The following is a 21,303-nucleotide window of genomic DNA, read 5'->3' as shown; positions in this document are numbered from 1 at the left end:
AATATAAATACCCGCGGGTGAAGTCATGAATATCAAGCAAAAGTTGACCTGGGCGTTTGCCGCTATCGCGTGCCTGCCAGTCATCCTGGTGGCCGTTATGGTTGTGCTGAACTTGCGCGAGGGGGCCCTGGCCAATTTCCTCGACAGCAGCGGTCGCGAGATCCGTCAGATCGACAACGGCATGAAGCAGTTTTTCGATGGCATCAGCCAGAACGTCGACTTTGTGGCCAAGGACCCGCGCGTTGTCGCGGCCAAGGACCTCAAGAGCTACGCCGGCGCCGACGCCGCGCAAATCCCCCTGACCCAGACCAACAAAGACCTGCTGGCGATTTTCGATCAGTTCGCCAAGAGCCACCCGAGCACCGCCTACTTGTCCTTGGGCCTCGCCGACGGCGGTTATGCCAGCTGGCCTGACGACACCAAACTGAACAACTACGACCCACGCGTACGCCCCTGGTACAAGGCCGCCATCGCCGCGCCAGGTGCTACCGTGCGCACCGGCGCCTATTACTGGGCACCGGACGACGTGGTGCTGATCGGCACCGTGCACACCGTCGCCGACGCCACCGGCAATATCCTCGGCGTGGTCGGCCTGGACGTGTCGCTCAAGCAGCTCACCGAACTGGTGCGCAACATCAAGCTGGGCGACAGCGGCTACCTGATGCTGGTGGAAGCCAACGGCAACGTGCTGGTGGACCCCAGCGATGCCAAGCACAACTTCAAGCCGATGGCCGACCTGGGCCCCAACTACGCCGAACTGGCCAAGCGCGGCGACGGCGTGACCCAGGTCGACATCAACGGCGTGGCCTACATGGCCAACGTGGTCAGCTCCAAGGATTTGGGCTGGCGCTTTATCGGCCTCATCAAACGCGATGAAGTCATGGCCGGCGCCACCAGCCTCACATGGTTGATCGCCGCGATTGCCGCCGTCCTGGCCGTGGTGTTCGCGATTGTCGGCGCCAGCTTTGCCAGCGTGATCGTGCGCCCGATTCGCGGGGTGGCCGACGGCCTGCAGGAGATTGCCGAAGGCGAAGGCGACCTGACGCGCCAACTCAAGGTGCAAGGCAAGGACGAAACCGCCAGCCTGGCGGGCTGGTTCAACCAGTTCCTGAGCATGATCGCGCAACTGGTGCAGCGCATCGGCAACGCCTCTTCCGACCTGCAAACCGCCGCCGCCGACACCAGCGAAGTCGCCAACAACATGAACCAGGCCGCCGGGCGCCAACGTGAAGCCGTGGAGCTGGTAAGCACCGCGTTCAACGAAATGGTGGCCACCGCCAACGAGGTCGCGCGTTCCTGCAGCGCCGCCGCCGCGAGTGCCGACGAAGGCTACCGCGACGTGCACAATGGCCAGCAGCATATCGGCGAAGCCACCGGCAGCGTGCTCAAGCTCAGCGAAGACCTGCAAAAGTCGACCCAGACCATGCAGTTGCTGGAGCAGGACAGCCAGAACATCAACACCATCCTCGACACCATCCGCTCGATCGCCGAACAGACCAACCTGCTGGCGCTCAACGCCGCGATTGAAGCCGCGCGCGCCGGTGACCAGGGCCGCGGTTTTGCCGTGGTCGCCGACGAAGTCCGCGCCCTGGCACGCCGCACTGCCGACTCCACCGGTGAAATCGACAGCCTGCTGGGCAACCTCGCCCGCCGCACCCAGGAAGTCACCCAGCAGATGCAGGGCAGCCTGCTCGTATCCCACACCAGCGTGGAACGCATCCAGCAGGCCCGCGACAGCTTCGACAAGATCCAAGGCTCGGTGGACTCGATCCGCGACCAGAACACCCAGATCGCCACCGCGGCCGAAGAACAGCACCAGGTGGCCGAAGAGATCAACCGGCACATCGCGCAGATCCATGCCGATGCGCAACTGGTCGAAGGCTTTGCCCACTCGGCGCAGACCGGATCGGGGCGGTTGACGGATATTTCCGGTCAGCTCAAGGGGTTGGTGGGGCGGTTCAAGTTCTAGGGTCGCCTGCGGGGACGTGTATTGGCTACTGATAGCCTCGCACTCCCCGCCTCTTACCCAACCACTGCTATTAAGGCGCTATCGGGGATGACGGTAGTCACCAACGACTTCGGGATCGTGCAGGCCCTGATGGATGCGACGCAGGTCACGGTGATCCACACCGGCGGCCAACTGGACCATGACAACCATTCTTCCGTCGGCGGGCTGGCCGTGGCGACCCTGCGCCAGGTGGTAACGGACATCGCCTTTGTGTCCATCAGCTCCTGGGACTTGCACCGAGGCATCACCACCCCCTCGGCGCTGAAAGTCGAGGTCAAGCAAGTGACGATGCAATCGGCGTCCCAGGTGGTGTTGGTGGCGAGCAGCTCCAAATATTGCACCTTCAGCATGTACCGCATCGCCGGGCTGGAACCGTTCGACGTGATCATCAGCGACGACGCCCTGGCGCCGGCAGCGGCAGATGGCATCCGCACGCGCGGGATTGAATGGATGCTGCCGGGTGATCCGTTGCCGGCCTGATGCCCTTCCTTTGTGGGAGATGTCGAGCTTTAGCGAGGCTTCGATGGCGGTGGCACGGTTGGCAGGTGTCTTGGCTGACGCACAGCTATCGGGGGCAAGCCCCCTCCCACATTTGATTGAGGTCGGCAGGTGGGAAGTTGCCCGGCTGTAGATCTCATGGTCACCGCTGGTCCCCTGTGGGAGATGTCGAGCTTTAGCGAGGCTTCGATGGCGGCGGCACGGTTGGCAAGTGTGTTGGCTGACACACAGCTATCGGGGGCAAGCCCCCTCCCACATTTGATTGAGGTTGGCAGGTGGGAAGTTGCCCGGCTGTAGATCTCATGTTCACCGCTGGTCCCCTGTGGGAGATGTCGAGCTTTAGCGAGGCTTCGACGGCGGCGGCACGGTTGGCAGGTGTCTGGCTGACACACAGCTATCGGGGCAAGCCCCCTCCCACATTTGATTGAGGTCGGCAGGTGGGAAGTTGCCCGGCTGTAGATCTCATGATCACCGCTGGTCCCCTGTGGGAGATGTCGAGCTTTAGTGAGGCTTCGATGGCGGCGGCAGGGTTGGCAGGTGTGTTGGCTGACACACAGCTATCGGGGGCAAGTCGAATCGTCGCACCGCCCCTCCCACATTTGAACCGAACCGACACAGAGGCTCTGTCGACTACCGAGCCGCTTTCCAGTCCCACAACCATTGCAGGCCCGCCGAGGTATCGGCCTTTGGCCGGTATTCGCAGCCGACCCAGCCGTCGTAGCCCAACTGGTCCATCAGTTCGAACAGGAACCCGTAGTTCAGCTCGCCCAGGTCAGGCTCGTGACGGTCCGGCACCCCGGCAATCTGGATATGGCCAATGCCGTCAAAGTCGCGGCGCAGCTTGGTGGCCAAGTCGCCTTCGACGATCTGGCAGTGGTAGCAGTCGAACTGCACCTTGAGGTTGCGCGCGCCGACCTCTCGGCAGATGGCGTGGGCCTGGTCCTGGCGATTGAGGAAAAACCCCGGCATGTCGCGGGTGTTGATCGGTTCCAGCAACACGGTGACGCCGACCTTGGCCGCCGCCGCGCTGGCGTAGGCGAGGTTTTCCAGGTACACGGCGTGATGGCGCTCACGCAGGGATTCCGATGGCAACAGCCCCGCCATGACATGCACGCGGTGGTTGCCGAGCACGGCGGCGTATTCCAACGCGCGCTCGAAGCCACTGCGAAACTCGGCTTCACGCCCCGGCAGGCTCGCGATGCCCCGCTCCCCCGCCGCCCAGTCACCGGGCGGCGCGTTGAACAACGCCTGCACCAGGTCGTTATCACTCAAGCGCTGCTTGAGCACCTGCGCGTCGTACTCGTAGGGAAACAGGTACTCCACCGCTTCAAAACCATCGGCCTTCGCGGCACTGAAACGCTCGAGAAAGTCATGTTGCGGGTACAGCATGCTCAGGTTGGCAGCAAAACGAGGCATAGGAACTCCTGGAAATCAGACAAAAGGCCAGATCAACAATGTAATCACGAAACCCAAGGTGCCGAGCAAGGTGGTGATCACCGCCCACGTGCGCAAACCGTCGGCCACGTTAAGCCCGGCAAGTTTGATGAAGATCCAGTAGCCGACATCGTTGATATGGGACATAGCCAGCCCGCCACTATTCATGGGGTACTCATGAGGAAAACGGCGGCTGACACCACACCGGCGAGCCGCGTTTGAGCTGGGATCGATCACTCACCAATGAACGGATCATGTTAATTATTTTTTCAATCTGACATTTTTTAACATTGATCCGAGAAAACCTCAGCCTCACCCCTTATCGCCGTCCCCCACGCAAACTCATTTGCGACCCTTGTGCTTTACGTATTATGGTATACCATCATACGCAATCCACTCCCCCACACCTGATGGAGCCGCTCATGAGTTTCGAAATCCGCAAGATCGTCAGCTACGTAGAAGAAACCTTTATCGAAGGCGGCAAGGCCGCGGACACCCCGGTGAAGATGGTCGGCCTCGCCGTGGTGCTGAAGAACCCATGGCTGGGTCGTGGCTTCGTCGAAGACCTCAAGCCGGAAATCCGGGCCAATTGCTCCGACCTCGGCGCACTGATGGTCGAGCGCCTGGTGGGCATCATTGGCGGCGCCGAAAACATCGAGGCGTATGGCAAGGCTGCCGTGGTCGGGGCCGATGGCGAGATCGAACACGCGAGCGCGATCATCCATACCCTGCGCTTCGGCAATCACTACCGTGAAGCGGTCAAGGCCAAGAGCTACCTGAGCTTCACCAACAAGCGCGGCGGCCCTGGCACCTCGATCCAGATCCCGATGATGCACAAGGACGACGAAGGCCTGCGTTCGCACTACATCACCCTGGAAATGCACATCGAGGATTCGCCGCGCGCCGATGAAATCGTCGTGGTATTGGGCTGCGCCGATGGCGGCCGCCTGCACCCTCGTATCGGCAACCGCTATATCGACCTGGAAGAGCTGGCCGCTGAAAAAGCCCAGTAAGCAAGACCGGCCAAAACAAAAAGCATGCAGGAGCGCTCCATGATTCGGCTCACCGCTGAACGCACCCCGGCTGGCACCAGTTATCTGGCGACCGGCCAAGGCCAGCCTGTGGTTTTGATCCACGGCGTGGGCCTGAATAAAGAAATGTGGGGCGGGCAAGTCGTTGGCCTGGCCACGAATTACCGCGTGATCACCTATGACATGCTCGGCCATGGCGCCAGCCCGCGTCCGGCCGCCGGCACGCCGCTGCTGGGGTATGCCGACCAGTTGCTGGAGCTGCTCGACCACCTGCAATTGCCCCAGGCCACGGTGATCGGTTTTTCCATGGGCGGCCTGGTCTCCCGGGCGTTTGCCCTGCACTATCCCGAGCGCCTCACATCCCTGGTAGTGCTCAACAGTGTGTTCAATCGCAGCCCGGAACAGCGCGCCGGCGTGATCGCACGCACCGCCCAGGCCGCCGAACACGGCCCGGATGCGAATGCCGAAGCCGCGCTGTCGCGCTGGTTCAGCCGTGAATACCAGGCGGCCAACCCGGCGCAGATCGCCGCCCTGCGTGAAACCCTGGCGGGCAACGACCCCCAGGGCTACCTGACCACCTACGAACTGTTTGCGACCCAGGACATGTACCGCGCCGACGACCTCAAGGGCTTGCGCGTACCGACCCTGGTCGCCACCGGCGAACTCGACCCCGGCTCAACCCCGGAAATGGCCCGGCAACTGGCCGATCGTATTCCCGGCGCCACCGTTGCGGTGCTGGCCGAGCAACGGCATATGATGCCGGTAGAATCGCCACGCCTGGTCAACCAGCTGCTGCTGGGCTTCCTCGACACGGTGTACGCCCAAAACAATCCAATCAAGGGGATCGTTGCATGACACTCGCACGCTTCCAGATGTGCATCGGCGGTGAATGGGTCGATGCCCTGTCCGGCAAGACTTTCGACAGCCTCAACCCGGCCCTGGCCGAACCCTGGGCGCAACTGCCCGACGCCGATGAAGCCGATGTGGAGCGCGCCGTGCAGGCCGCGCAAAGCGCCTTCGACAGCCCGGCCTGGCGTGGCCTCACCGCCACCGCACGGGGCAAATTGCTGCGCCGCCTGGGTGAGCTGATCGCCGAGAACAAGGAGCAACTGGCCCAGCTCGAAAGCCGCGACAACGGCAAGTTGATCCGCGAAACCCGTGGCCAGGTCAGCTACCTGCCGGAGTTTTTCCACTACACCGCCGGCCTGGCCGACAAGCTCGAAGGCGGTACCCTGCCGCTGGACAAGCCCGACCTGTTCGCCTACACCGTGCACGAAGCCATGGGCGTGGTCGCCGCGATCATTCCGTGGAACAGCCCACTGTACCTGACCGCGATCAAACTCGCGCCGGCCCTGGCGGCGGGCAATACCATCGTGATCAAACCGTCGGAACACGCCTCGGCGACCATCCTCGAACTCGCGCGCCTGGCCCTTGAAGCCGGGATCCCAGCGGGCGTGGTCAACGTGGTCACCGGCTACGGCCCCAGCACCGGCGCCGCCCTCACCCGCCACCCACTGGTGCGCAAGATCGCCTTCACCGGCGGCGCGGCCACGGCCCGCCACGTGGTGCGCAGCAGTGCGGAGAACTTCGCCAGGCTGTCCCTGGAACTGGGCGGCAAGTCACCCAATATCATCTTTGCCGACGCCGACCTCGACAGCGCCATCAACGGTGCGATTGCCGGGATCTACGCGGCGTCCGGGCAGAGCTGCGTGTCCGGCTCGCGCCTGCTGGTGCAGGATGAAATCTACGACGAATTCGTTGAGCGCCTGGTGGCTCGCGCCCAGCGCATCCGCATCGGCAACCCCCAGGACGACGCCAGCGAAATGGGCCCCATGGCCACCGCGCAGCAACTGGCCGTGGTCGAAGGCCTGGTCGCGGACGCCATCGCTGAAGGCGCGCGCCTGCGCACCGGCGGCAAACGCCCGCAGAACCTCGGTGGGGGCTGGTTCTATGAGCCGACCTTGTTCGAGTGCGACAGCAACTCGATGAAGATCATGCAGGAAGAAGTGTTCGGCCCGGTGGCCTCGGTCATCCGTTTCAAGGACGAAGCCGAAGCGCTGGCCATCGCCAACGACTCGCAATTCGGCCTCGCCGCCGGCATCTGGACCCGCGACCTTGGCCGCGCCCACCGCCTGGCGCGGGACGTGCGCTCGGGGATCATCTGGGTCAACACCTACCGCGCCGTGTCGGCGATGGCGCCTATCGGCGGCTTCAAGAACAGCGGCTACGGACGTGAAAGCGGCATCGATTCGGTGCTCGCCTACACCGAGCTGAAGACGGTGTGGATCAACCTCTCCCAGGCGCCCATGCCTGACCCTTTCGTGATGCGTTAAGAGACCCCGACCATGATCGAACCCGGCATTTACAAAGACGTCATGAGCTCATTCCCTTCCGGCGTCACGGTGGTCACCACCCTCGACCCGGACGGCGGCATCGTCGGCATCACCGCCAGTGCGTTCAGCGCGCTGTCGATCGACCCGGCGCTGGTGCTGTTCTGCCCCAACTATGGGTCGGACACCTACCCGATCCTGCGCGACAGCAAGCGCTTCGCGATCCACTTGCTGTCCGCCGACCAGACCGCCGAGGCCTATGCTTTCGCCAGCAAAGGCAAGGAAAAGGCCAAGGGTATCGAGTGGCACCTGAGCGAGTTGGGCAACCCGCTGCTGGCCAAGGCCACGGCGATCATCGAGTGCGAACTGTGGCGCGAATACGACGGCGGCGATCACGCGATCATCGTCGGCGCGGTAAAGAACCTGATCCTGCCCAAGGAGCCGGTCACGCCGATGATCTACCACAAGGGCAAGCTGGGCCCGCTGCCGGCCCTGGCCTGAGGCGCGCGGGGGCGTGAGGGTTTGTCGCTTAAGGAACGCAGCATGATAAACTTGGGCACGATTTTCGGCCCTCAATCGGCCCCGGCCGGCCGAGGCCTCCAGTTAACCGCCACATTCAGAGCAGACCCCATGAAACGCGCGCCCCTCGACGACAGCTTCAAGGTCAATCACAACCCGGTCACCCTGCGCGAAATCGTGCTGGAAAAACTGCGCAGCGCCATCATGAACTTCCAACTGCTGCCCGGTGACCGCCTGGTGGAGCGCGACCTGTGCGACCGCCTCGGCGTCAGCCGCACCTCGGTACGCGAAGCCTTGCGTCACCTGGAGTCCGAAGGCCTGGTGGAATTCGCCGATGCCAAGGGCCCGCAGGTGGCAATCATCACCCTGGCCGACGCCGTCGACATCTATGAACTGCGCTGCGTACTCGAAGGCTTGATCGTGCAGTTGTTCACTCTGCGCGCCAAGGCCAAGGACATCAAGGCCCTGGAAAAAGCCCTGGAAGAAAACCGCAAGGCCCTCAAGGACGGTGAACTGCAACAGGTCATCGACTCGGTCCAGGGCTTCTACGACGTGCTGCTCGAAGGTTCGGGCAACCATGTGGCGGCCACCCAGTTGCGCCAGCTGCAAGCGCGCATCAGCTACCTGCGCGCCACCTCGGTGTCCCAGGAAAACCGTCGCGGCACCAGTAACCAGGAAATGGAACGCATGGTCCAGGCGATCAAGAGCGGCGACCCGCTGGCGGCCCACCAGGCCTGCGTCGATCACGTGCGTGCGGCCGCCGCCGTGGCCCTGGACTACCTCAAGCGCAAACAGGAAGAAACCGGCAAGATTCCGGAAATCACCCTGCCCATCGCGCTGAAAGAACCGCGCATAGGTCACTGACCTTGGCCAGCCCCAGCTTTTGCCCGACATGCGGCGGCAGTGACCTCGGTCACCAGCTGCCACCGGGCGATACCCATGAGCGCCTGATGTGCCGGGGCTGCGGCTATATCCACTACATCAATCCCAAGATCATCGCCGGCTGCATCATCGAGCAGGACGGCAAATACCTGCTATGCCAACGGGCGATCCCGCCCCGCCCGGGCACCTGGACCTTGCCTGCCGGCTTTATGGAAGGTGGCGAAACCACCGAGCAGGCGGCGTTGCGTGAAGTCTGGGAAGAAAGCGGCGTACGCGCCGAGATCGTATCGCCCTACTCGATCTTCAGCGTGCCGAAAATCAGCGAGGTTTACATCATCTTCCGCGCCATCGCGCTGGAGATCACCGGCCAGTTCGGCCCGGAAACCCTCGACTACACGTTCTTCGCGCCCGAGGAGATTCCCTGGGAGAGCATCTACTACCCGGCGATCCGGCAGATTCTCGAGCGGTATATCGAGGAACGCCAGGCTGGGGTGTATGGCATCTATATCGGGAACGATGACAGCGGCAAGATTCATTTCATCCGCTGACCGCACGGCCAAACACGGATCAAAATGTGGGAGGGGGCTTGCTCCCGATAGCGGTGTATCAGTCAGCATCCTTGTAGCTGACAGACCTCTATCGGGAGCAAGCCCCCTCCCACATTTGGCCCATGTTCGGCCTGATGACCTAGGGCGCCAGCCCTTCCACGATGATGATCTGCGCCACCCCCGCCCCTTCACGGTGCGCCTTCGCCTCCTGATATTCAGCGGACTCATAACACGCTACCGCCTGCTCATAGCTCTCAAACTCAATCACCACATTACGCTGCCGTGCCGGCCCGCCTTCCATCGCCTCGCTGCGCCCGCCCCTGGCCAGGAACCGCCCGCCAAACTTTGCAAACGCCGCCGGCGCGCGCTGGGTGTACTGCGTGTATTGCTCGGCATCGGACACATCCACATGGGCAATCCAGTAGGCCTTCATCGTGACATCCTATTGTTGAGTTTTTGTGGTATACCATAATACATACAACCAACAAATCGAGCACTCTCCATGTCCTTCAACAGCATCGCAGACATCATCGAAGACTACCGCCAAGGCAAGATGGTGCTCCTGGTGGACGACGAAGACCGGGAAAACGAAGGCGACCTGTTGCTGCCTGCGGCCTGCTGCACCGCCGAGACTATCAGTTTCATGGCCCGCGAAGCCCGTGGCCTGATCTGCCTGACCCTCACCGACGAACACTGCCAGCGCCTCGGCCTGGAACAGATGGTGCCGAGCAACGGCAGCGTGTTCAGCACCGCGTTTACCGTGTCCATCGAAGCCGCCAGCGGCGTGACTACCGGCATCTCCGCCGCCGACCGCGCACGCACCGTGGCAGCGGCCGTCGACAGCAATGCCGGACCGGCCGATATCGTGCAGCCGGGGCATATCTTCCCGTTGCGCGCCAAGGACGGCGGCGTGTTGACCCGCGCCGGCCACACCGAAGCCGGCTGCGACCTGGCGCGCCTGGCCGGGCACACCCCGGCGTCGGTGATCGTCGAAGTGATGAACGACGACGGCACCATGGCCCGCCGTCCGGAACTGGAAATCTTCGCGCGCAAGCACGGCATCAAGATCGGCACGATCGCCGACCTGATCCACTACCGCCTCAGCACCGAACGCACCGTGGTGCGCATCGGCGAACGCGACCTGCCCACGGTGCACGGCACATTCCGCCTGATCACCTTTGAAGACCGCATCGACGGCGGCGTGCACATGGCAATGGTGATGGGCCAGTTGCGCCGCGATACCCCGGCGCTGGTGCGCGTGCATGTGATCGACCCGCTGCGCGACCTGGTCGGTGCCGACTACAGCGGCCCGTCCAACTGGACGCTGTGGGCGGCCTTGCAACGTGTCGCCGCTGAAGGCAGCGGCGTGGTGGTGGTGCTGGCCAACCATGAGTCGTCCCAGGCGCTGCTCGAACGCGTGCCGCAACTGACCCAGGCACCGCGCCAGTTCAACCGTTCGCAGTCGCGCATCTATTCCGAAGTGGGCACCGGGGCGCAGATCTTGCAAGACCTCGGCGTCGGCAAACTGCGTCACCTCGGCCCGCCCCTCAAATATGCCGGGCTGACCGGCTACGACCTGGAGGTGGTCGAGAGCATTCCCTTCACCGAATGACGGATAACCGGTAAGGCAAAATGCTTGCACAAAGTTTGGAATACCATAATATGATATTCCATAGACCGAACGCTTCCGCCAAGTGCGCCCGCCAGGGAGAGCACCAATAACAGCCCTTGGCACGGTCGCCTTTTGGGGTCTCGATTAGAGGCCCCCGATGGACCTACTGCTCCCGATAGGCGGGCATTACCAAGCCCGCTCAATAACAAAACAAATGAGGGCGTGAAAATGGTGTTGAACAAACGTGCAACCGCGGTGCTGTTCGCGGGTTTATTGGCCACGGCCACTCACGCGGCCATGGCGGCCGAAAGCGTCAATTTCGTGAGCTGGGGCGGTAGCACCCAGGATGCGCAGAAGCAGGCCTGGGCCGACCCGTTCAGCAAGGCCAGCGGCATTACCGTGGTCCAGGATGGCCCCACCGACTACGGCAAACTCAAGGCCATGGTCGAAAGCGGCAACGTGCAGTGGGACGTGGTGGATGTCGAGGCCGACTTCGCCTTGCGCGCCGCCGCCGAAGGCCTGCTCGAACCCCTCGACTTCTCGGTGATCCAGCGCGACAAGATCGACCCGCGCTTCGTCTCCGACCATGGCGTGGGCTCGTTCTTCTTCTCCTTCGTGCTCGGCTACAACGAAGGCAAGCTCGGCGCCGGCAAGCCCCAGGACTGGACCGCGCTGTTCGACACCAAGACCTACCCCGGCAAACGCGCCCTCTACAAATGGCCAAGCCCCGGCGTGCTCGAACTGGCGCTGCTGGCCGACGGCGTCCCGGCCGACAAGCTCTACCCCCTGGACCTGGACCGCGCCTTCAAGAAACTCGACACCATCAAAAAAGACATCGTCTGGTGGGGCGGCGGTGCGCAGTCGCAACAGTTGTTGGCCTCCGGCGAAGTCAGCATGGGCCAGTTCTGGAACGGTCGCATCCACGCCCTGCAGGAAGACGGCGCGCCCGTGGGCGTGAGCTGGAAGCAGAACCTGGTCATGGCCGATATCCTCGTCGTGCCTAAAGGTTCGAAAAACAAAGCGGCGGCGATGAAATTCCTCGCCAACGCCAGCAGCGCCAAGGGCCAGGCGGATTTCTCCAACCTGACCGCCTATGCGCCGGTGAACATCGACAGCGTGCAGCGCCTGGATTCGGTGCTCGCGCCGAACCTGCCGACCGCCTACGTCAAGGACCAGATCACCCTCGATTTCGCCTACTGGGCCAAGAACGGTCCGGCCATTGCGACACGGTGGAATGAATGGCTAGTCAAATGAAAATGACGGCAACCACACCGACCGGGAGCGCCCTCGGCGCTGCCGGCGCGGTTTCGCCCAAGGCCGGGGCGCCGTCCCTGGCACAGCGCTGGCGGGGCTCGAGCAACCTGATCCCGGCCCTGCTGTTCCTCGGCCTGTTCTTCCTGGCGCCGCTGATCGGCCTGCTGCTGCGCGGTGTGCTGGAGCCAGTGCCGGGCCTGGGCAACTATGAACAGCTGTTCGCCAACTCGGCCTATGCACGGGTGCTGCTCAACACCTTTTCGGTGGCGGGCCTGGTGACCCTGTTCAGCCTGCTGCTGGGCTTTCCGCTGGCCTGGGCGATCACCCTGGTGCCGCGCGGCTGGGGACGCTGGATCCTGAATATTGTGCTGCTGTCGATGTGGACCAGCCTGCTCGCCCGCACTTACTCCTGGCTGGTCTTGCTGCAAGCCTCCGGGGTGATCAACAAGGCGCTGATGGCCATGGGCATCATCGATGTGCCCCTGGAGATGGTGCATAACCTCACCGGCGTGGTGATCGGCATGAGCTACATCATGATTCCGTTCATCGTGCTGCCATTGCAGGCGACCATGCAGGCCATCGACCCGATGATCCTGCAGGCCGGCTCGATCTGCGGCGCGAGCCCGTGGACCAACTTCTTGCGCGTGTTCCTGCCGCTGTGCCGGCCGGGGTTGTTCTCCGGCGGCCTGATGGTGTTCGTGATGTCCCTCGGTTACTACGTCACCCCGGCGCTGCTCGGCGGTGCGCAGAACATGATGCTGCCCGAGTTCATCATCCAGCAGGTGCAATCGTTCCTTAATTGGGGCCTGGCCAGTGCCGGCGCCGCGTTGCTGATCTTCATCACCCTGGTGCTGTTCTACTTCTACCTGAAGCTTCAGCCGGAATCCCCGGTTGGCGCCCGCAACGCGAGGTAAGCCGTCATGCTCCTGACCCCCAATGCCATGAGCCGCAGGATGCGCTTGGGCCTCTACACCACCACCGGGTTGATCGGCCTGTTCCTGCTGCTGCCGATCGTGTTTATCGTGCTGCTGTCGTTCGGCTCGTCGCAATGGCTGGTGTTCCCGCCGCCGGGCTGGACGCTGAAATGGTACGGCCAGTTCTTTTCCAACGCCGACTGGATGAACGCGGCCATGGCCAGCCTCAAGGTGGCCGTGCTGACCACCGTATTCGCCGTCGCCCTCGGCCTGCCCACCGCCTTTGCCCTGGTGCGCGGGCGCTTCCCCGGCCGTGAATTGCTCTACGGCCTGTTCACCCTGCCGATGATCGTGCCGCTGGTGATCATCGCCGTGGCGGTGTACGCGCTGTTCCTCAAGCTTGGCTACACCGGCACGATGTTCGCCTTTGTGGTCAGCCATGTGATCGTGGCGCTGCCGTTCACCATCATCTCGATCATCAACTCGCTGAAACTGTTCGACCAGTCGATCGAAGACGCGGCGGTGATCTGCGGCGCCTCGCGGTTGCAGGCGGTGTTCAAGGTGACCTTTCCGGCGATTCGTCCGGGGATGGTCGCCGGTGCGCTGTTCGCCTTCCTGGTCTCGTGGGACGAAGTGGTGCTCAGCGTGATGATGGCCAGCCCGACCCTGCAAACCCTTCCCGTAAAAATGTGGACCACCCTGCGCCAGGACCTGACGCCTGTGATCGCCGTCGCGTCGACGCTGCTGATCGGCCTCTCGGTGCTGGTCATGGTGATTGCCGCCGCCGTTCGCCGGCGTACCGAAACCCGCGCTTGAGCGCCGAGGAGAAGAACATGAGTGCAGTGATCAACGATGTCGCGCAGAGCCATGGCCAACCCCTGGTCAGCCTGCGCAACCTGAACAAGCACTACGGCGAATTCGCTGCCGTGGACAACATCTCGCTGGACATCCAGGACGGCGAATTCCTCACCTTCCTCGGCTCCAGCGGCTCGGGCAAAAGCACCACACTGTCGATGCTTGCCGGCTTCGAAACGCCAAGCAGCGGCGAGATCCTGGTCAGCGGCCAATCGCTGGTCAACGTACCGCCGCACAAGCGCGACATCGGCATGGTGTTCCAGCGTTACTCGCTGTTCCCGCATTTGTCGGTGCGCGACAACATCGCCTTCCCCCTGGCGATTCGCAAACTGGCCAGCGCCGAACGCGACAAGCGAGTCGACGCCATGCTCAAGCTGGTGCAGTTGGAACAGTTCGCCCATCGCCGCCCTTCGCAATTGTCCGGCGGCCAACAGCAACGGGTCGCCATCGCCCGCGCGCTGGTGTACGAGCCACGCATCCTGCTGATGGACGAACCCCTCGGCGCCCTCGACAAGAAGTTGCGCGAAGACCTGCAGGACGAACTGCGCCAACTGCACCGGCGCCTGGGCATCACCATCGTCTACGTGACCCACGACCAGGAAGAAGCCATGCGCCTGTCCCAGCGCATCGCGATTTTCAGCCACGGCAAGATCGTCGGCCTGGGCAGCGGCTTCGACCTCTACCAAAACCCGCCGAACGCGTTCGTGGCGTCGTTCCTCGGCAACTCCAACTTCCTCAAGCTCAAGGCCCAGGGCAATGCCGTGGCGGCGTTCGAAGGCCAATCCGTGTCGATCCGCCTGACCAGCGGGTTGCACACCGAGCAGGAGGTGCTGCTGATGGTACGCCCGGAAAAAGCCCTGGCGCTGAGTGTCGAACAGGCCGCTGAGCAACCGTTGGCGGCGGGCTGGAATGAAGTGTCGGCGATTGTGGGTGAGGTGCTGTTCCTCGGCGAAAGCCAGACCTGCACCGTGAAAACCCTCGGCGGCACATCGATGACGGTCAAGGCGCTGTCCGCTGCGGGCATGCCGCTCAAGGCCGGCGACCCGGTGCGTGTGCGCTGGGCGACGGCGGATGCGTGTGTGTATACGCAGTGGGCCGAGAGTGATCTGAACAAGGCCGCAGGCGCGCATTGAATCCCATGTGGGAGGGGGCTTGCCCCCTCCCACATTTGAAGTGCGTTTATCCGTCAACTCTTGCGCTCGAAAATCGCCCCCTCGATCCCCAACACCTCACGGGTATCCGCATAAATCCCCACGCCCTTCTCCCACACGTGCTTGATCGAGCGGTCGGCGCAGCGAATCCGGTAATTGAGCTCGAACGGCTCCTGCCGTGACAACGCATATTGCACCTCGCGCCACACATAGTCGGCATCCTGCGCCAGGATCAGGCTGTTGTAGGTGAACTCATGGTTGTCCACCAGTCGCTCAGCGGGGTAACCAGTCAACTCCAGGCAGCCCGCGCTGACGAATTCCATGGTCCAGTCGCGGTTGTTGCGGCCGCGATAGATCAGGCCCGGCATGCTGTCGAGCAAGCTCATGCTGCTGCGCTGGCTGGCCTGCCAGGCGATTTCGCGGCGCTTGTGGGCAGTAACGTCCCCGGCCACCAAATAGAAGCCTTGGGGGCCGCGCTTGAGGCTGATCTCGAACCAGCGCAACTCGCCGTTGGGGTGCACAAAGCGCAGGCGCTGGTTGAATGAGGTGTCGGGGCGGCGGCGCAGTTCATTCAGGGCCTGGCGCCATAGCGGGCGGTCTTCCTGGTGCACGTAGTCCATCAGGTTGCGCTCCGCGCCCGGCGCGCCCATCAGCTCGGCCCAGGCCAGGTTGAAGTGGGCGATCTGGCCGTTGTCGCGCAGTTGCAATAAGGCGGCGGGAAAGCAATCCATCAGGTCAATCGGCGGGGGCGCAAACGCTTCGGGGCTGTCCCTCATCTAGTGGCGCTCCTCGTGTTTCATCAAGGCGCCGCTGTGCACCCAGGCCGCCAGCTCCAGGCGCGAATGCAGGCCGAGCTTCTGCAACAGGCTGCGCACGTAGATTTTCACCGTGCCGTCGCTGATCCCCAGTTCCCGGCCGATCTGTTTGTTGCTCATGCCGGCGGCGATCAGCGCCAGGGTCTGGCCTTCGCGCTCGGTAAGGTTTTCGCTGCCCGCAGCCTCACACGCTTGCGTGGGCTCGGCCTGGTCGGCGAGCAAGGCAATCAGGCTCGAGTCCAGCACGATCGCGCCCTTGTGGCAGTTGCGCATATACGCCAGCAACGCATCCGGCTCGGTTTCCTTGAGCACATAACCGCTGGCGCCCAGGCGCAAGGCCGTGAGCAGCTCGGCGCGGTCCATGGAGGCGGTGAGCACCACCACCTGGCAATCCAGGCGCAACTGGCGCAGTTCATCCAGCACCTGCAAACCGCTGAGGCCGGGCATGTGCAAATCCAGCAGCACCTGTTGCGGCGTCAGGCTCACGGCCAGGTTGATGCCCTCGCGGCCGCTGGCCGCCTGCCCCACCACTTCGAAGTCGCCGCTGGCATCGAACAACTGCGCCAGGCCCTTGCGAAACAACGGGTGATCATCGATCAGTAATAAGGTCGTGCAGTCCATCGAGACTCCCCTGTGGCAGATCGTGGTGGCGACGCAGGCCAAGGTGCACGCGCACCCCGTGCGGGCGGATCGCTTCTATGCTCAGCCGCGCGCCGATGCTGGCGGCGCGCTCGCGGATAATCGCCAGACCGAAATGGTTGTGCTCGTCGCAGGCCGGGATCAAGCCGATGCCATCGTCTTCCACCGACACCGAGGCGTCGCCGTCCTGGGTCTGGCGCAGTTCGATGCGCACGTGGCGCGCGTGGGAATGCCGCACCGCATTGGCCAGGGCCTCGCGAATGATCTGCAGGATCTGCAATTCGGTTTCCGGGCTCAGGGCGTCGTCGGCCAGGCGGTTGTCGAGTTCGAAGACGATGATGCAGCGCCGCGAGAACTCCGCGACCGAATCGGCCAGGGCCTGGCGCAGCGAGCGCCCGTCCATGGTCAGGCGCGCACTGGTGATCAGCTCGCGCACCTGGCGTTGCAGTTGGCTCAGGCCGGTGCACAGGTCCTGCAGTGCCGGCTCGCCCAGTTGCGATTGCAAGCCATGGGCCTGGAACGACAGGTAGCCCAACTGCTGCGCCACTGAATCGTGCAGCTCACGGGCCAGGGCGCCGTGGCGGGAGGTCGCCTGTTTGCGCTGCTGTTCACGGATTTGACTGCGCAGGCGCACGCTCACGCCTACCGCCTGCGCCGCCTCTTCCAGTAACTGGCGCCAACTGCCACCGGCGCGCCGGGGAGTGTCGAGCAGCAATGCGCCCTTTTCACCCTCGGGCAAGGCGCACACCAGACGGTGCACGCCCCGTTGCCGGCACGGTCCGCAGGCTTGGGGGGCGTCCGTCACGCTGGCGTCGCGCCAGGGGCAATGCGCGACCGCCTGGCAGCCGTCGACCCACCCTCGTCGCGTCGGGCCCAGGTCTTCGCCGCCGAGGATCAGGTTGAGCCTGGCAGGCGGCAGCAGTGCGTCGAAACGGTCCAGGAAACCCGACAAGGCACCGTCAGCGTGCAGGGGCAACCCGGCCAACAACCTGCGCACGCTGCGCGCCTGTTCGGGGCGCACAGGCCCCAACCAGAGCGGCCAGCCTTTTGGTCGTGTCAGCACTCTTCGATAACTCCCCGTCCGGTTGCGCTGCGTGGTCGAAAGGCCCAGCAACTTCCATGCCCCGAATGGCCGGCGCGCAAGGCTTATCTCCAAAGGCATAGCCCTTTTTCCAGATTGAGAAGATTTTCCCCATAGGAAAGTATCTCTCCCAACAGGAAACAAAACCCAGCGTGGAGAGCCCCCATGACCCACACCCGCAGCCGCCCTATCGTGGTGATGCAATCAGCCGCCGCCAGCGCAGCGTTCATCAGCGAACTGGACAGCCCCCTGCTGTTGAACGGCGAACACCCCGACTTTGCGCGGCGCCTGCAACAGGCGCTGGCCAGCGCCACCGTGGGCTGCCGGCTCTACCTGCTGGGCGACGAAGCCTTTATCTGGCGTGTGCACGGCGAGGCCCGCGCCGCTGGCCTGGAAGACGACGAGATCGAGATGACCTGCACCACCCCCGGCCTGCGCCAGGTGTATTGCGCACACTGCGGCCTGACCCAGGCGGCCGGGCCGGAGCCGCTGTTGAACTGCATCGGCTGCCACGTCGGGCTGGAGGTCCGCACGCATTTTTCCCGGCGCCTGGGGGCGTATCTCGGCGTGTGCATCAACCCCGACCAGCCCTACGCGGGGTTCCAGCCATGAGCGCGGCCCTCAACGTCCAGGTCAGCGCCGCACGCATGCTCACGCCGGTGGTGCGCGAATTCACCCTGACGCCCGCCACGGGCAGCCTGCCCGGCTTCTCGCCCGGCAGCCATGTGCAGGTGCACCTGCCGCTGGCCGAAGGCACGGTGCGCAACGCCTATTCACTCACCAGCGACCCGGCGCAGCCCCAGCACTACCGCATCGCCGTGCGCCTGCAAGACGCGTCGCGCGGTGGCTCGCAGTACCTGCACAGGCAGGTGCAGGTCGGCGACACCCTGCAGATTTCGCCGCCGGCCAATCTGTTCGCACCCCATGGCACCGCGCGCCTGCATATCCTCATCGCCGCCGGGATCGGGATCACGCCGTTCATGGCCTATATCGCCGCGATGGAACAACAGCAGGCCGACTTCGAGCTGCATTACCTGTTCCGCCGGGGCCTCAGCGACGCCTATCTCGACGAGCTGCAACAGCGCCTCGGCCCGCGCCTGCACACCTACGACCGGCGCCCGGACCTTAACCCAATCCTCGGCAACCGGCCGCTGGGCAGCCACGTCTACACCTGCGGTCCGCAGCCCTTGCTCGAGGCGGTTGAGCAACACGCTTCACGCCTCGGTTGGCCGAGCAGGCGTGTGCATTCGGAAGCCTTCAAGGGCGCACAACCCGGCCAGCCATTCGACCTGCACCTGCTGCGCAGCGGCCGACGCCTGCGGGTCGAGGCCGAGCAAAGCCTGCTCGAAGCCCTGGAACACGCCGGACTACAGGTGCCCAACCTGTGCCGTGGCGGGGTCTGCGGCCAGTGCATCACGCGCCACCAGGGCGGCGCCATCGAACACCGCGACAGCTTCCTCAGCCCGGCCGAGCAGGCCGACTTTCTGATGCCCTGCGTCTCGCGCGGCAGCGGCCCCTGCGTTTCGCTGGACCTATAGGAGTGAGTGCCATGCCCCTGCAAACGAGCCCCGTGCTGAGCTATCGCGACGATTTCAGCTTTCGCAACAGCCCGGCCGCGATCCGGCGTTTCCCCTTTCCCTTTATCGAGGACAGCTACCTGTACTCGGTAAACATCGAACCGGCCATCTCCCGCGACCCCGGCTCGATCTATGAGCACGCCTTCGACATCGACGAGCACTACCGCTCGGAAATGGCCGAGCGCGCCCTGGTGCTGGACAAGGACCCACGCCGCTACCTGGTGATGCCCCACATGCAAGTGGCGGCCTGGGATGCGCTGCAGATGATCATGGAACACCTGGCCGCCGACTACCCGCAGGCGTTCAGCCTGACGCAAAACGGCGAGCGCTGGCAGTGGCGCAACCACCTGCTGGACATCGACCAGGCCTTCATCTTCGGCGATGCCTCCAGCCTGCCCTGTGCGCCGCTGGAGTACATCGGCCGCCAGGTGCAGGGGGATTTCGCCCTGCTCGACCAGCGCGACGGCGACCTGTACATGGACGCCGGCCTGGTCACCAGCCCGGCCGACTGGTCACTGGCGTTCGACGCCGGCATGAGTTTCAAGCAATGGCACGCACCGGTGCCCATGGCCCATCAGATGGGCGTGTTCGAACGGGCGCTGAAGTACCTGCTCAACCTGCAGGTCGGCCAGCCGGTACGGCGCTTGAACTGGACCCTGACCATCAACCCGCGCCTGGATTCATCGCCGGAAACCTTCCATGAATGGGGCGCCGATCGCGGCCGGATCACCGCGCAGAACGTCGGCCAGCAGGTGCACCTGCGGGTCGAGCTGCAAGTGATGGCGCGCCTGCCGCGCAGCCACGCGGTGATGTTCAGCATCCGCACCTACCTGATCAGCCTGGACGAGCTGGTCACGCAACCCGGCTGGGGCTGTCGCCTGCACCGCGTGCTGCGCGACCTGCCCGACCCCATCGCCGACTACAAGGGCATGACCCGCTACCGCCACACGCTGGTCGAGTGGCTGAGCCAGTTCGACCCACAGGCCTGACGCCCCCTCTTCTACGACAAGGAACCTCACATGACCCACTCATGGCGTATTTCTGCATTGGCCGACCGGCACCGCGCCCTCGGCTCCCACCTCGAAGACTGGAACGGCATGGGCACTGCCTGGACCTACAGCAGTGACCTCGCCGACCACCACCAGGCGATCCGCACCCGCGCCGGCCTGATGGACGTATCCGGCCTGAAAAAAGTCCATTACGTGGGCCCCCACGCCGAGAGCCTGTTGCAGTGGGCCACCACCCGCGACATCGCCAAGCTCTACCCGGGCAAATCGGTGTATGCCTCGATGCTCGACGAGGACGGCAAGTTCGTCGATGACTGCATCGTCTACCGCACCGGCCCCAACGCGTTCATGGTGGTGCATGGCGCCGGCACCGGGCATGAAATGCTCGTGCGCTCGGCCCAGGGCCGGCAAGTGGCGGTGCTGTTCGATGACGACCTGCACGACCTGTCGCTGCAAGGTCCGCTGGCGGTGGATTTCCTTGCCGAACACGTGCCCGGCATCCGCCAGCTGGCGTACTTCCACCACCTGCAAACCCGCCTGTTCGACCGCCCGGTGATGATCTCGCGCACCGGCTACACCGGCGAACGTGGCTATGAGATTTTCTGCAAGGCCGCCGATGCGCCGTTCCTGTGGGACAGCATCCTCGAACAAGGCGCGAGCCTGGGGATCATTCCCTGCGCCTTCACCGCCCTGGACTGGTTGCGGGTGGAAAGTTCGCTGATGTTTTTCCCCTACGACAACTCGCAGATGTACCCCTTCGCCGACCAGAAGGCCGGCGACACCCTCTGGGAAATGGGCCTGGACTTCACCGTTTCGCCAGGCAAGAACGCCTTCCGTGGCGCCGAAGAACACCTGCGCCTGCGCGGCCAGGAGCGCTTCAAGATCACCGGCGTGCTGCTTGAGGGCGTCCGCGCCGCCGAGGCCGGCGACACCGTGTGGCAGGGCAACCAGCAAGTCGGCGTGATCACCTGCGGCATGTATTCGCGCCTGAGCAAACGCTCGATGGCCATCGCGCGCATGAGCGTCGCCTGTTCCGAACCCGGTATTGCCTTGCAGGTTCGCGGCAGCCTCGAGGCCAGCGCCAGCACCCACGCCCTGCCCTTCGACGACCCGCAGAAAACCAAGCGCACGGCCAAGGGCTGAGCCTT

At 63.9% G+C, this 21,303-nt stretch carries 20 protein-coding genes and 4 pseudogenes; 18 read left to right on the top strand and 6 right to left on the bottom strand.

The annotated features are described in order from the left end of the window. Window positions 1–25: 25 nt before the first annotated feature. The 3 pseudogenes from BB029_RS34275 to BB029_RS14755 all read left to right on the top strand — a co-directional run. Window positions 26–1,105 (top strand): annotated as a pseudogene (locus BB029_RS34275) (cache domain-containing protein); the annotation flags it as partial. Between the two features lie 327 nt (window positions 1,106–1,432). Next, window positions 1,433–1,969 (top strand): annotated as a pseudogene (locus BB029_RS34270) (methyl-accepting chemotaxis protein); the annotation flags it as partial. A 3-nt stretch (window positions 1,970–1,972) separates the two neighbouring features. Next, window positions 1,973–2,488 (top strand): annotated as a pseudogene (locus tag BB029_RS14755) (DeoR/GlpR transcriptional regulator); the annotation flags it as partial. A gap of 648 nt (window positions 2,489–3,136) precedes the next feature. Here the strand turns inward: BB029_RS14755 and otnI are convergent. Then, window positions 3,137–3,922 carry a 2-oxo-tetronate isomerase gene (gene otnI, locus BB029_RS14750; protein ID WP_065939736.1) on the bottom strand — a complete coding sequence of 262 codons (786 nt, stop codon included), beginning with the start codon at window positions 3,920–3,922 and terminating at the stop codon, window positions 3,137–3,139. 15 nt (window positions 3,923–3,937) lie between these two features. Continuing rightward, window positions 3,938–4,108, bottom strand: a pseudogene (locus BB029_RS32195) (transporter); the annotation flags it as partial. A gap of 254 nt (window positions 4,109–4,362) precedes the next feature. On the opposite strand from BB029_RS32195, the gene BB029_RS14745 reads away from it, so the two are divergent. The 6 genes from BB029_RS14745 (at window position 4,363) to BB029_RS14720 (ending at window position 9,250) form a co-directional block, all read left to right on the top strand. Beyond that, window positions 4,363–4,953 (top strand): amino acid synthesis family protein, encoded by a 591-nt coding sequence (locus tag BB029_RS14745; protein WP_065939735.1) that lies wholly within the window; start codon window positions 4,363–4,365, stop codon window positions 4,951–4,953. A 39-nt stretch (window positions 4,954–4,992) separates the two neighbouring features. Then, window positions 4,993–5,826 carry an alpha/beta fold hydrolase gene (locus BB029_RS14740; protein ID WP_065939734.1) on the top strand — a complete coding sequence of 278 codons (834 nt, stop codon included), beginning with the start codon at window positions 4,993–4,995 and terminating at the stop codon, window positions 5,824–5,826. Continuing rightward, window positions 5,823–7,304: an aldehyde dehydrogenase gene (locus BB029_RS14735; protein WP_065939733.1), complete on the top strand. Its 1,482-nt coding sequence runs from the start codon at window positions 5,823–5,825 to the stop codon at window positions 7,302–7,304. The genes BB029_RS14740 and BB029_RS14735 overlap by 4 nt, the downstream gene beginning before the upstream one ends. A 12-nt stretch (window positions 7,305–7,316) precedes the next feature. Beyond that, entirely contained in the window at window positions 7,317–7,802 is a 486-nt protein-coding gene (locus BB029_RS14730; protein ID WP_027603601.1) for a flavin reductase family protein, read from the top strand. 129 nt (window positions 7,803–7,931) lie between these two features. After that, window positions 7,932–8,684: a GntR family transcriptional regulator gene (locus tag BB029_RS14725; protein ID WP_027603600.1), complete on the top strand. Its 753-nt coding sequence runs from the start codon at window positions 7,932–7,934 to the stop codon at window positions 8,682–8,684. Window positions 8,685–8,686: 2 nt separating this feature from the next. After that, a complete protein-coding gene (locus BB029_RS14720) occupies window positions 8,687–9,250 on the top strand; it encodes an NUDIX hydrolase (protein WP_065939732.1) in 564 nt (187 codons plus the stop codon). A 139-nt stretch (window positions 9,251–9,389) separates the two neighbouring features. Here the strand turns inward: BB029_RS14720 and BB029_RS14715 are convergent, their stop codons facing one another. Further along, window positions 9,390–9,683 carry a DUF1330 domain-containing protein gene (locus BB029_RS14715; protein WP_053139511.1) on the bottom strand — a complete coding sequence of 98 codons (294 nt, stop codon included), beginning with the start codon at window positions 9,681–9,683 and terminating at the stop codon, window positions 9,390–9,392. A 69-nt stretch (window positions 9,684–9,752) separates the two neighbouring features. Between BB029_RS14715 and ribBA the strand changes: the two genes are divergently transcribed. From ribBA to BB029_RS14690, 5 genes are all read left to right on the top strand, one after another. After that, window positions 9,753–10,862, top strand: a complete 1,110-nt coding sequence (gene ribBA, locus BB029_RS14710; protein ID WP_065939731.1) for a bifunctional 3,4-dihydroxy-2-butanone-4-phosphate synthase/GTP cyclohydrolase II — start codon at window positions 9,753–9,755, stop codon at window positions 10,860–10,862. 228 nt (window positions 10,863–11,090) lie between these two features. Next, a complete protein-coding gene (locus BB029_RS14705) occupies window positions 11,091–12,116 on the top strand; it encodes an ABC transporter substrate-binding protein (protein WP_027603596.1) in 1,026 nt (341 codons plus the stop codon). Then, window positions 12,113–13,030: an ABC transporter permease gene (locus tag BB029_RS14700; protein WP_065939730.1), complete on the top strand. Its 918-nt coding sequence runs from the start codon at window positions 12,113–12,115 to the stop codon at window positions 13,028–13,030. Before BB029_RS14705 ends, BB029_RS14700 begins: the two co-directional genes overlap by 4 nt. Before the next feature lie 6 nt (window positions 13,031–13,036). Continuing rightward, on the top strand, window positions 13,037–13,846 hold the full coding sequence (locus BB029_RS14695) for an ABC transporter permease (protein WP_010567348.1): 810 nt from the start codon (window positions 13,037–13,039) through the stop codon (window positions 13,844–13,846). Between the two features lie 17 nt (window positions 13,847–13,863). Further along, window positions 13,864–15,018, top strand: coding sequence for an ABC transporter ATP-binding protein (locus BB029_RS14690; protein WP_065939729.1), 1,155 nt, complete (start codon window positions 13,864–13,866; stop codon window positions 15,016–15,018). 53 nt (window positions 15,019–15,071) lie between these two features. Here BB029_RS14690 and BB029_RS14685 read toward each other — a convergent pair whose 3' ends face one another. The 3 genes from BB029_RS14685 to BB029_RS14675 are packed head-to-tail and all read right to left on the bottom strand — an operon-like array spanning window position 15,072 to window position 17,487. Beyond that, a complete protein-coding gene (locus BB029_RS14685; RefSeq protein ID WP_065939728.1) occupies window positions 15,072–15,812 on the bottom strand; it encodes a PAS domain-containing protein in 741 nt (246 codons plus the stop codon). Beyond that, the gene (locus BB029_RS14680) at window positions 15,813–16,472 is read right to left on the bottom strand and encodes a response regulator (RefSeq protein ID WP_065926401.1); all 660 of its coding nucleotides are present in this window, start codon (window positions 16,470–16,472) and stop codon (window positions 15,813–15,815) included. Continuing rightward, window positions 16,441–17,487: an ATP-binding protein gene (locus BB029_RS14675; RefSeq protein ID WP_065939761.1), complete on the bottom strand. Its 1,047-nt coding sequence runs from the start codon at window positions 17,485–17,487 to the stop codon at window positions 16,441–16,443. The genes BB029_RS14680 and BB029_RS14675 overlap by 32 nt, the downstream gene beginning before the upstream one ends. A gap of 249 nt (window positions 17,488–17,736) precedes the next feature. Here BB029_RS14675 and BB029_RS14670 point away from each other — a divergent pair, with 249 nt between their 5' ends. The 4 genes from BB029_RS14670 to BB029_RS14655 are packed head-to-tail and all read left to right on the top strand — an operon-like array spanning window position 17,737 to window position 21,298. After that, window positions 17,737–18,183, top strand: a complete 447-nt coding sequence (locus BB029_RS14670; RefSeq protein WP_065939727.1) for a dimethylamine monooxygenase subunit DmmA family protein — start codon at window positions 17,737–17,739, stop codon at window positions 18,181–18,183. Continuing rightward, the gene (locus BB029_RS14665) at window positions 18,180–19,109 is read left to right on the top strand and encodes a PDR/VanB family oxidoreductase (protein ID WP_065939726.1); all 930 of its coding nucleotides are present in this window, start codon (window positions 18,180–18,182) and stop codon (window positions 19,107–19,109) included. The genes BB029_RS14670 and BB029_RS14665 overlap by 4 nt, the downstream gene beginning before the upstream one ends. Before the next feature lie 11 nt (window positions 19,110–19,120). Further along, a complete protein-coding gene (locus BB029_RS14660; protein WP_065939725.1) occupies window positions 19,121–20,137 on the top strand; it encodes a DUF3445 domain-containing protein in 1,017 nt (338 codons plus the stop codon). A 30-nt stretch (window positions 20,138–20,167) separates the two neighbouring features. Further along, window positions 20,168–21,298, top strand: coding sequence for an aminomethyltransferase family protein (locus BB029_RS14655; protein ID WP_027603588.1), 1,131 nt, complete (start codon window positions 20,168–20,170; stop codon window positions 21,296–21,298). Window positions 21,299–21,303 lie beyond the last annotated feature (5 nt).

Origin of the sequence: Pseudomonas sp. S3E12, from assembly GCF_001702295.1 — a bacterium.
Lineage (GTDB): Bacteria > Pseudomonadota > Gammaproteobacteria > Pseudomonadales > Pseudomonadaceae > Aquipseudomonas > Aquipseudomonas marginalis.
Note: the sequence above shows the minus strand (reverse complement) of the source record. Positions and strands in the feature narration are given on the sequence as shown.

What these genes read in the sequence shown, in the direction of transcription:
- otnI (WP_065939736.1), bottom strand. Translation starts at nt 3,922, where the DNA reads ATGCCTCGTTTTGCTGCCAACCTGAGCATGCTGTACCCGCAACATGAC.
- BB029_RS14745 (WP_065939735.1), top strand. Translation starts at nt 4,363, where the DNA reads ATGAGTTTCGAAATCCGCAAGATCGTCAGCTACGTAGAAGAAACCTTT.
- BB029_RS14740 (WP_065939734.1), top strand. Translation starts at nt 4,993, where the DNA reads ATGATTCGGCTCACCGCTGAACGCACCCCGGCTGGCACCAGTTATCTG.
- BB029_RS14735 (WP_065939733.1), top strand. Translation starts at nt 5,823, where the DNA reads ATGACACTCGCACGCTTCCAGATGTGCATCGGCGGTGAATGGGTCGAT.
- BB029_RS14730 (WP_027603601.1), top strand. Translation starts at nt 7,317, where the DNA reads ATGATCGAACCCGGCATTTACAAAGACGTCATGAGCTCATTCCCTTCC.
- BB029_RS14725 (WP_027603600.1), top strand. Translation starts at nt 7,932, where the DNA reads ATGAAACGCGCGCCCCTCGACGACAGCTTCAAGGTCAATCACAACCCG.
- BB029_RS14715 (WP_053139511.1), bottom strand. Translation starts at nt 9,683, where the DNA reads ATGAAGGCCTACTGGATTGCCCATGTGGATGTGTCCGATGCCGAGCAA.
- ribBA (WP_065939731.1), top strand. Translation starts at nt 9,753, where the DNA reads ATGTCCTTCAACAGCATCGCAGACATCATCGAAGACTACCGCCAAGGC.
- BB029_RS14705 (WP_027603596.1), top strand. Translation starts at nt 11,091, where the DNA reads ATGGTGTTGAACAAACGTGCAACCGCGGTGCTGTTCGCGGGTTTATTG.
- BB029_RS14700 (WP_065939730.1), top strand. Translation starts at nt 12,113, where the DNA reads ATGAAAATGACGGCAACCACACCGACCGGGAGCGCCCTCGGCGCTGCC.
- BB029_RS14695 (WP_010567348.1), top strand. Translation starts at nt 13,037, where the DNA reads ATGCTCCTGACCCCCAATGCCATGAGCCGCAGGATGCGCTTGGGCCTC.
- BB029_RS14690 (WP_065939729.1), top strand. Translation starts at nt 13,864, where the DNA reads ATGAGTGCAGTGATCAACGATGTCGCGCAGAGCCATGGCCAACCCCTG.
- BB029_RS14685 (WP_065939728.1), bottom strand. Translation starts at nt 15,812, where the DNA reads ATGAGGGACAGCCCCGAAGCGTTTGCGCCCCCGCCGATTGACCTGATG.
- BB029_RS14680 (WP_065926401.1), bottom strand. Translation starts at nt 16,472, where the DNA reads ATGGACTGCACGACCTTATTACTGATCGATGATCACCCGTTGTTTCGC.
- BB029_RS14670 (WP_065939727.1), top strand. Translation starts at nt 17,737, where the DNA reads ATGACCCACACCCGCAGCCGCCCTATCGTGGTGATGCAATCAGCCGCC.
- BB029_RS14665 (WP_065939726.1), top strand. Translation starts at nt 18,180, where the DNA reads ATGAGCGCGGCCCTCAACGTCCAGGTCAGCGCCGCACGCATGCTCACG.
- BB029_RS14660 (WP_065939725.1), top strand. Translation starts at nt 19,121, where the DNA reads ATGCCCCTGCAAACGAGCCCCGTGCTGAGCTATCGCGACGATTTCAGC.
- BB029_RS14655 (WP_027603588.1), top strand. Translation starts at nt 20,168, where the DNA reads ATGACCCACTCATGGCGTATTTCTGCATTGGCCGACCGGCACCGCGCC.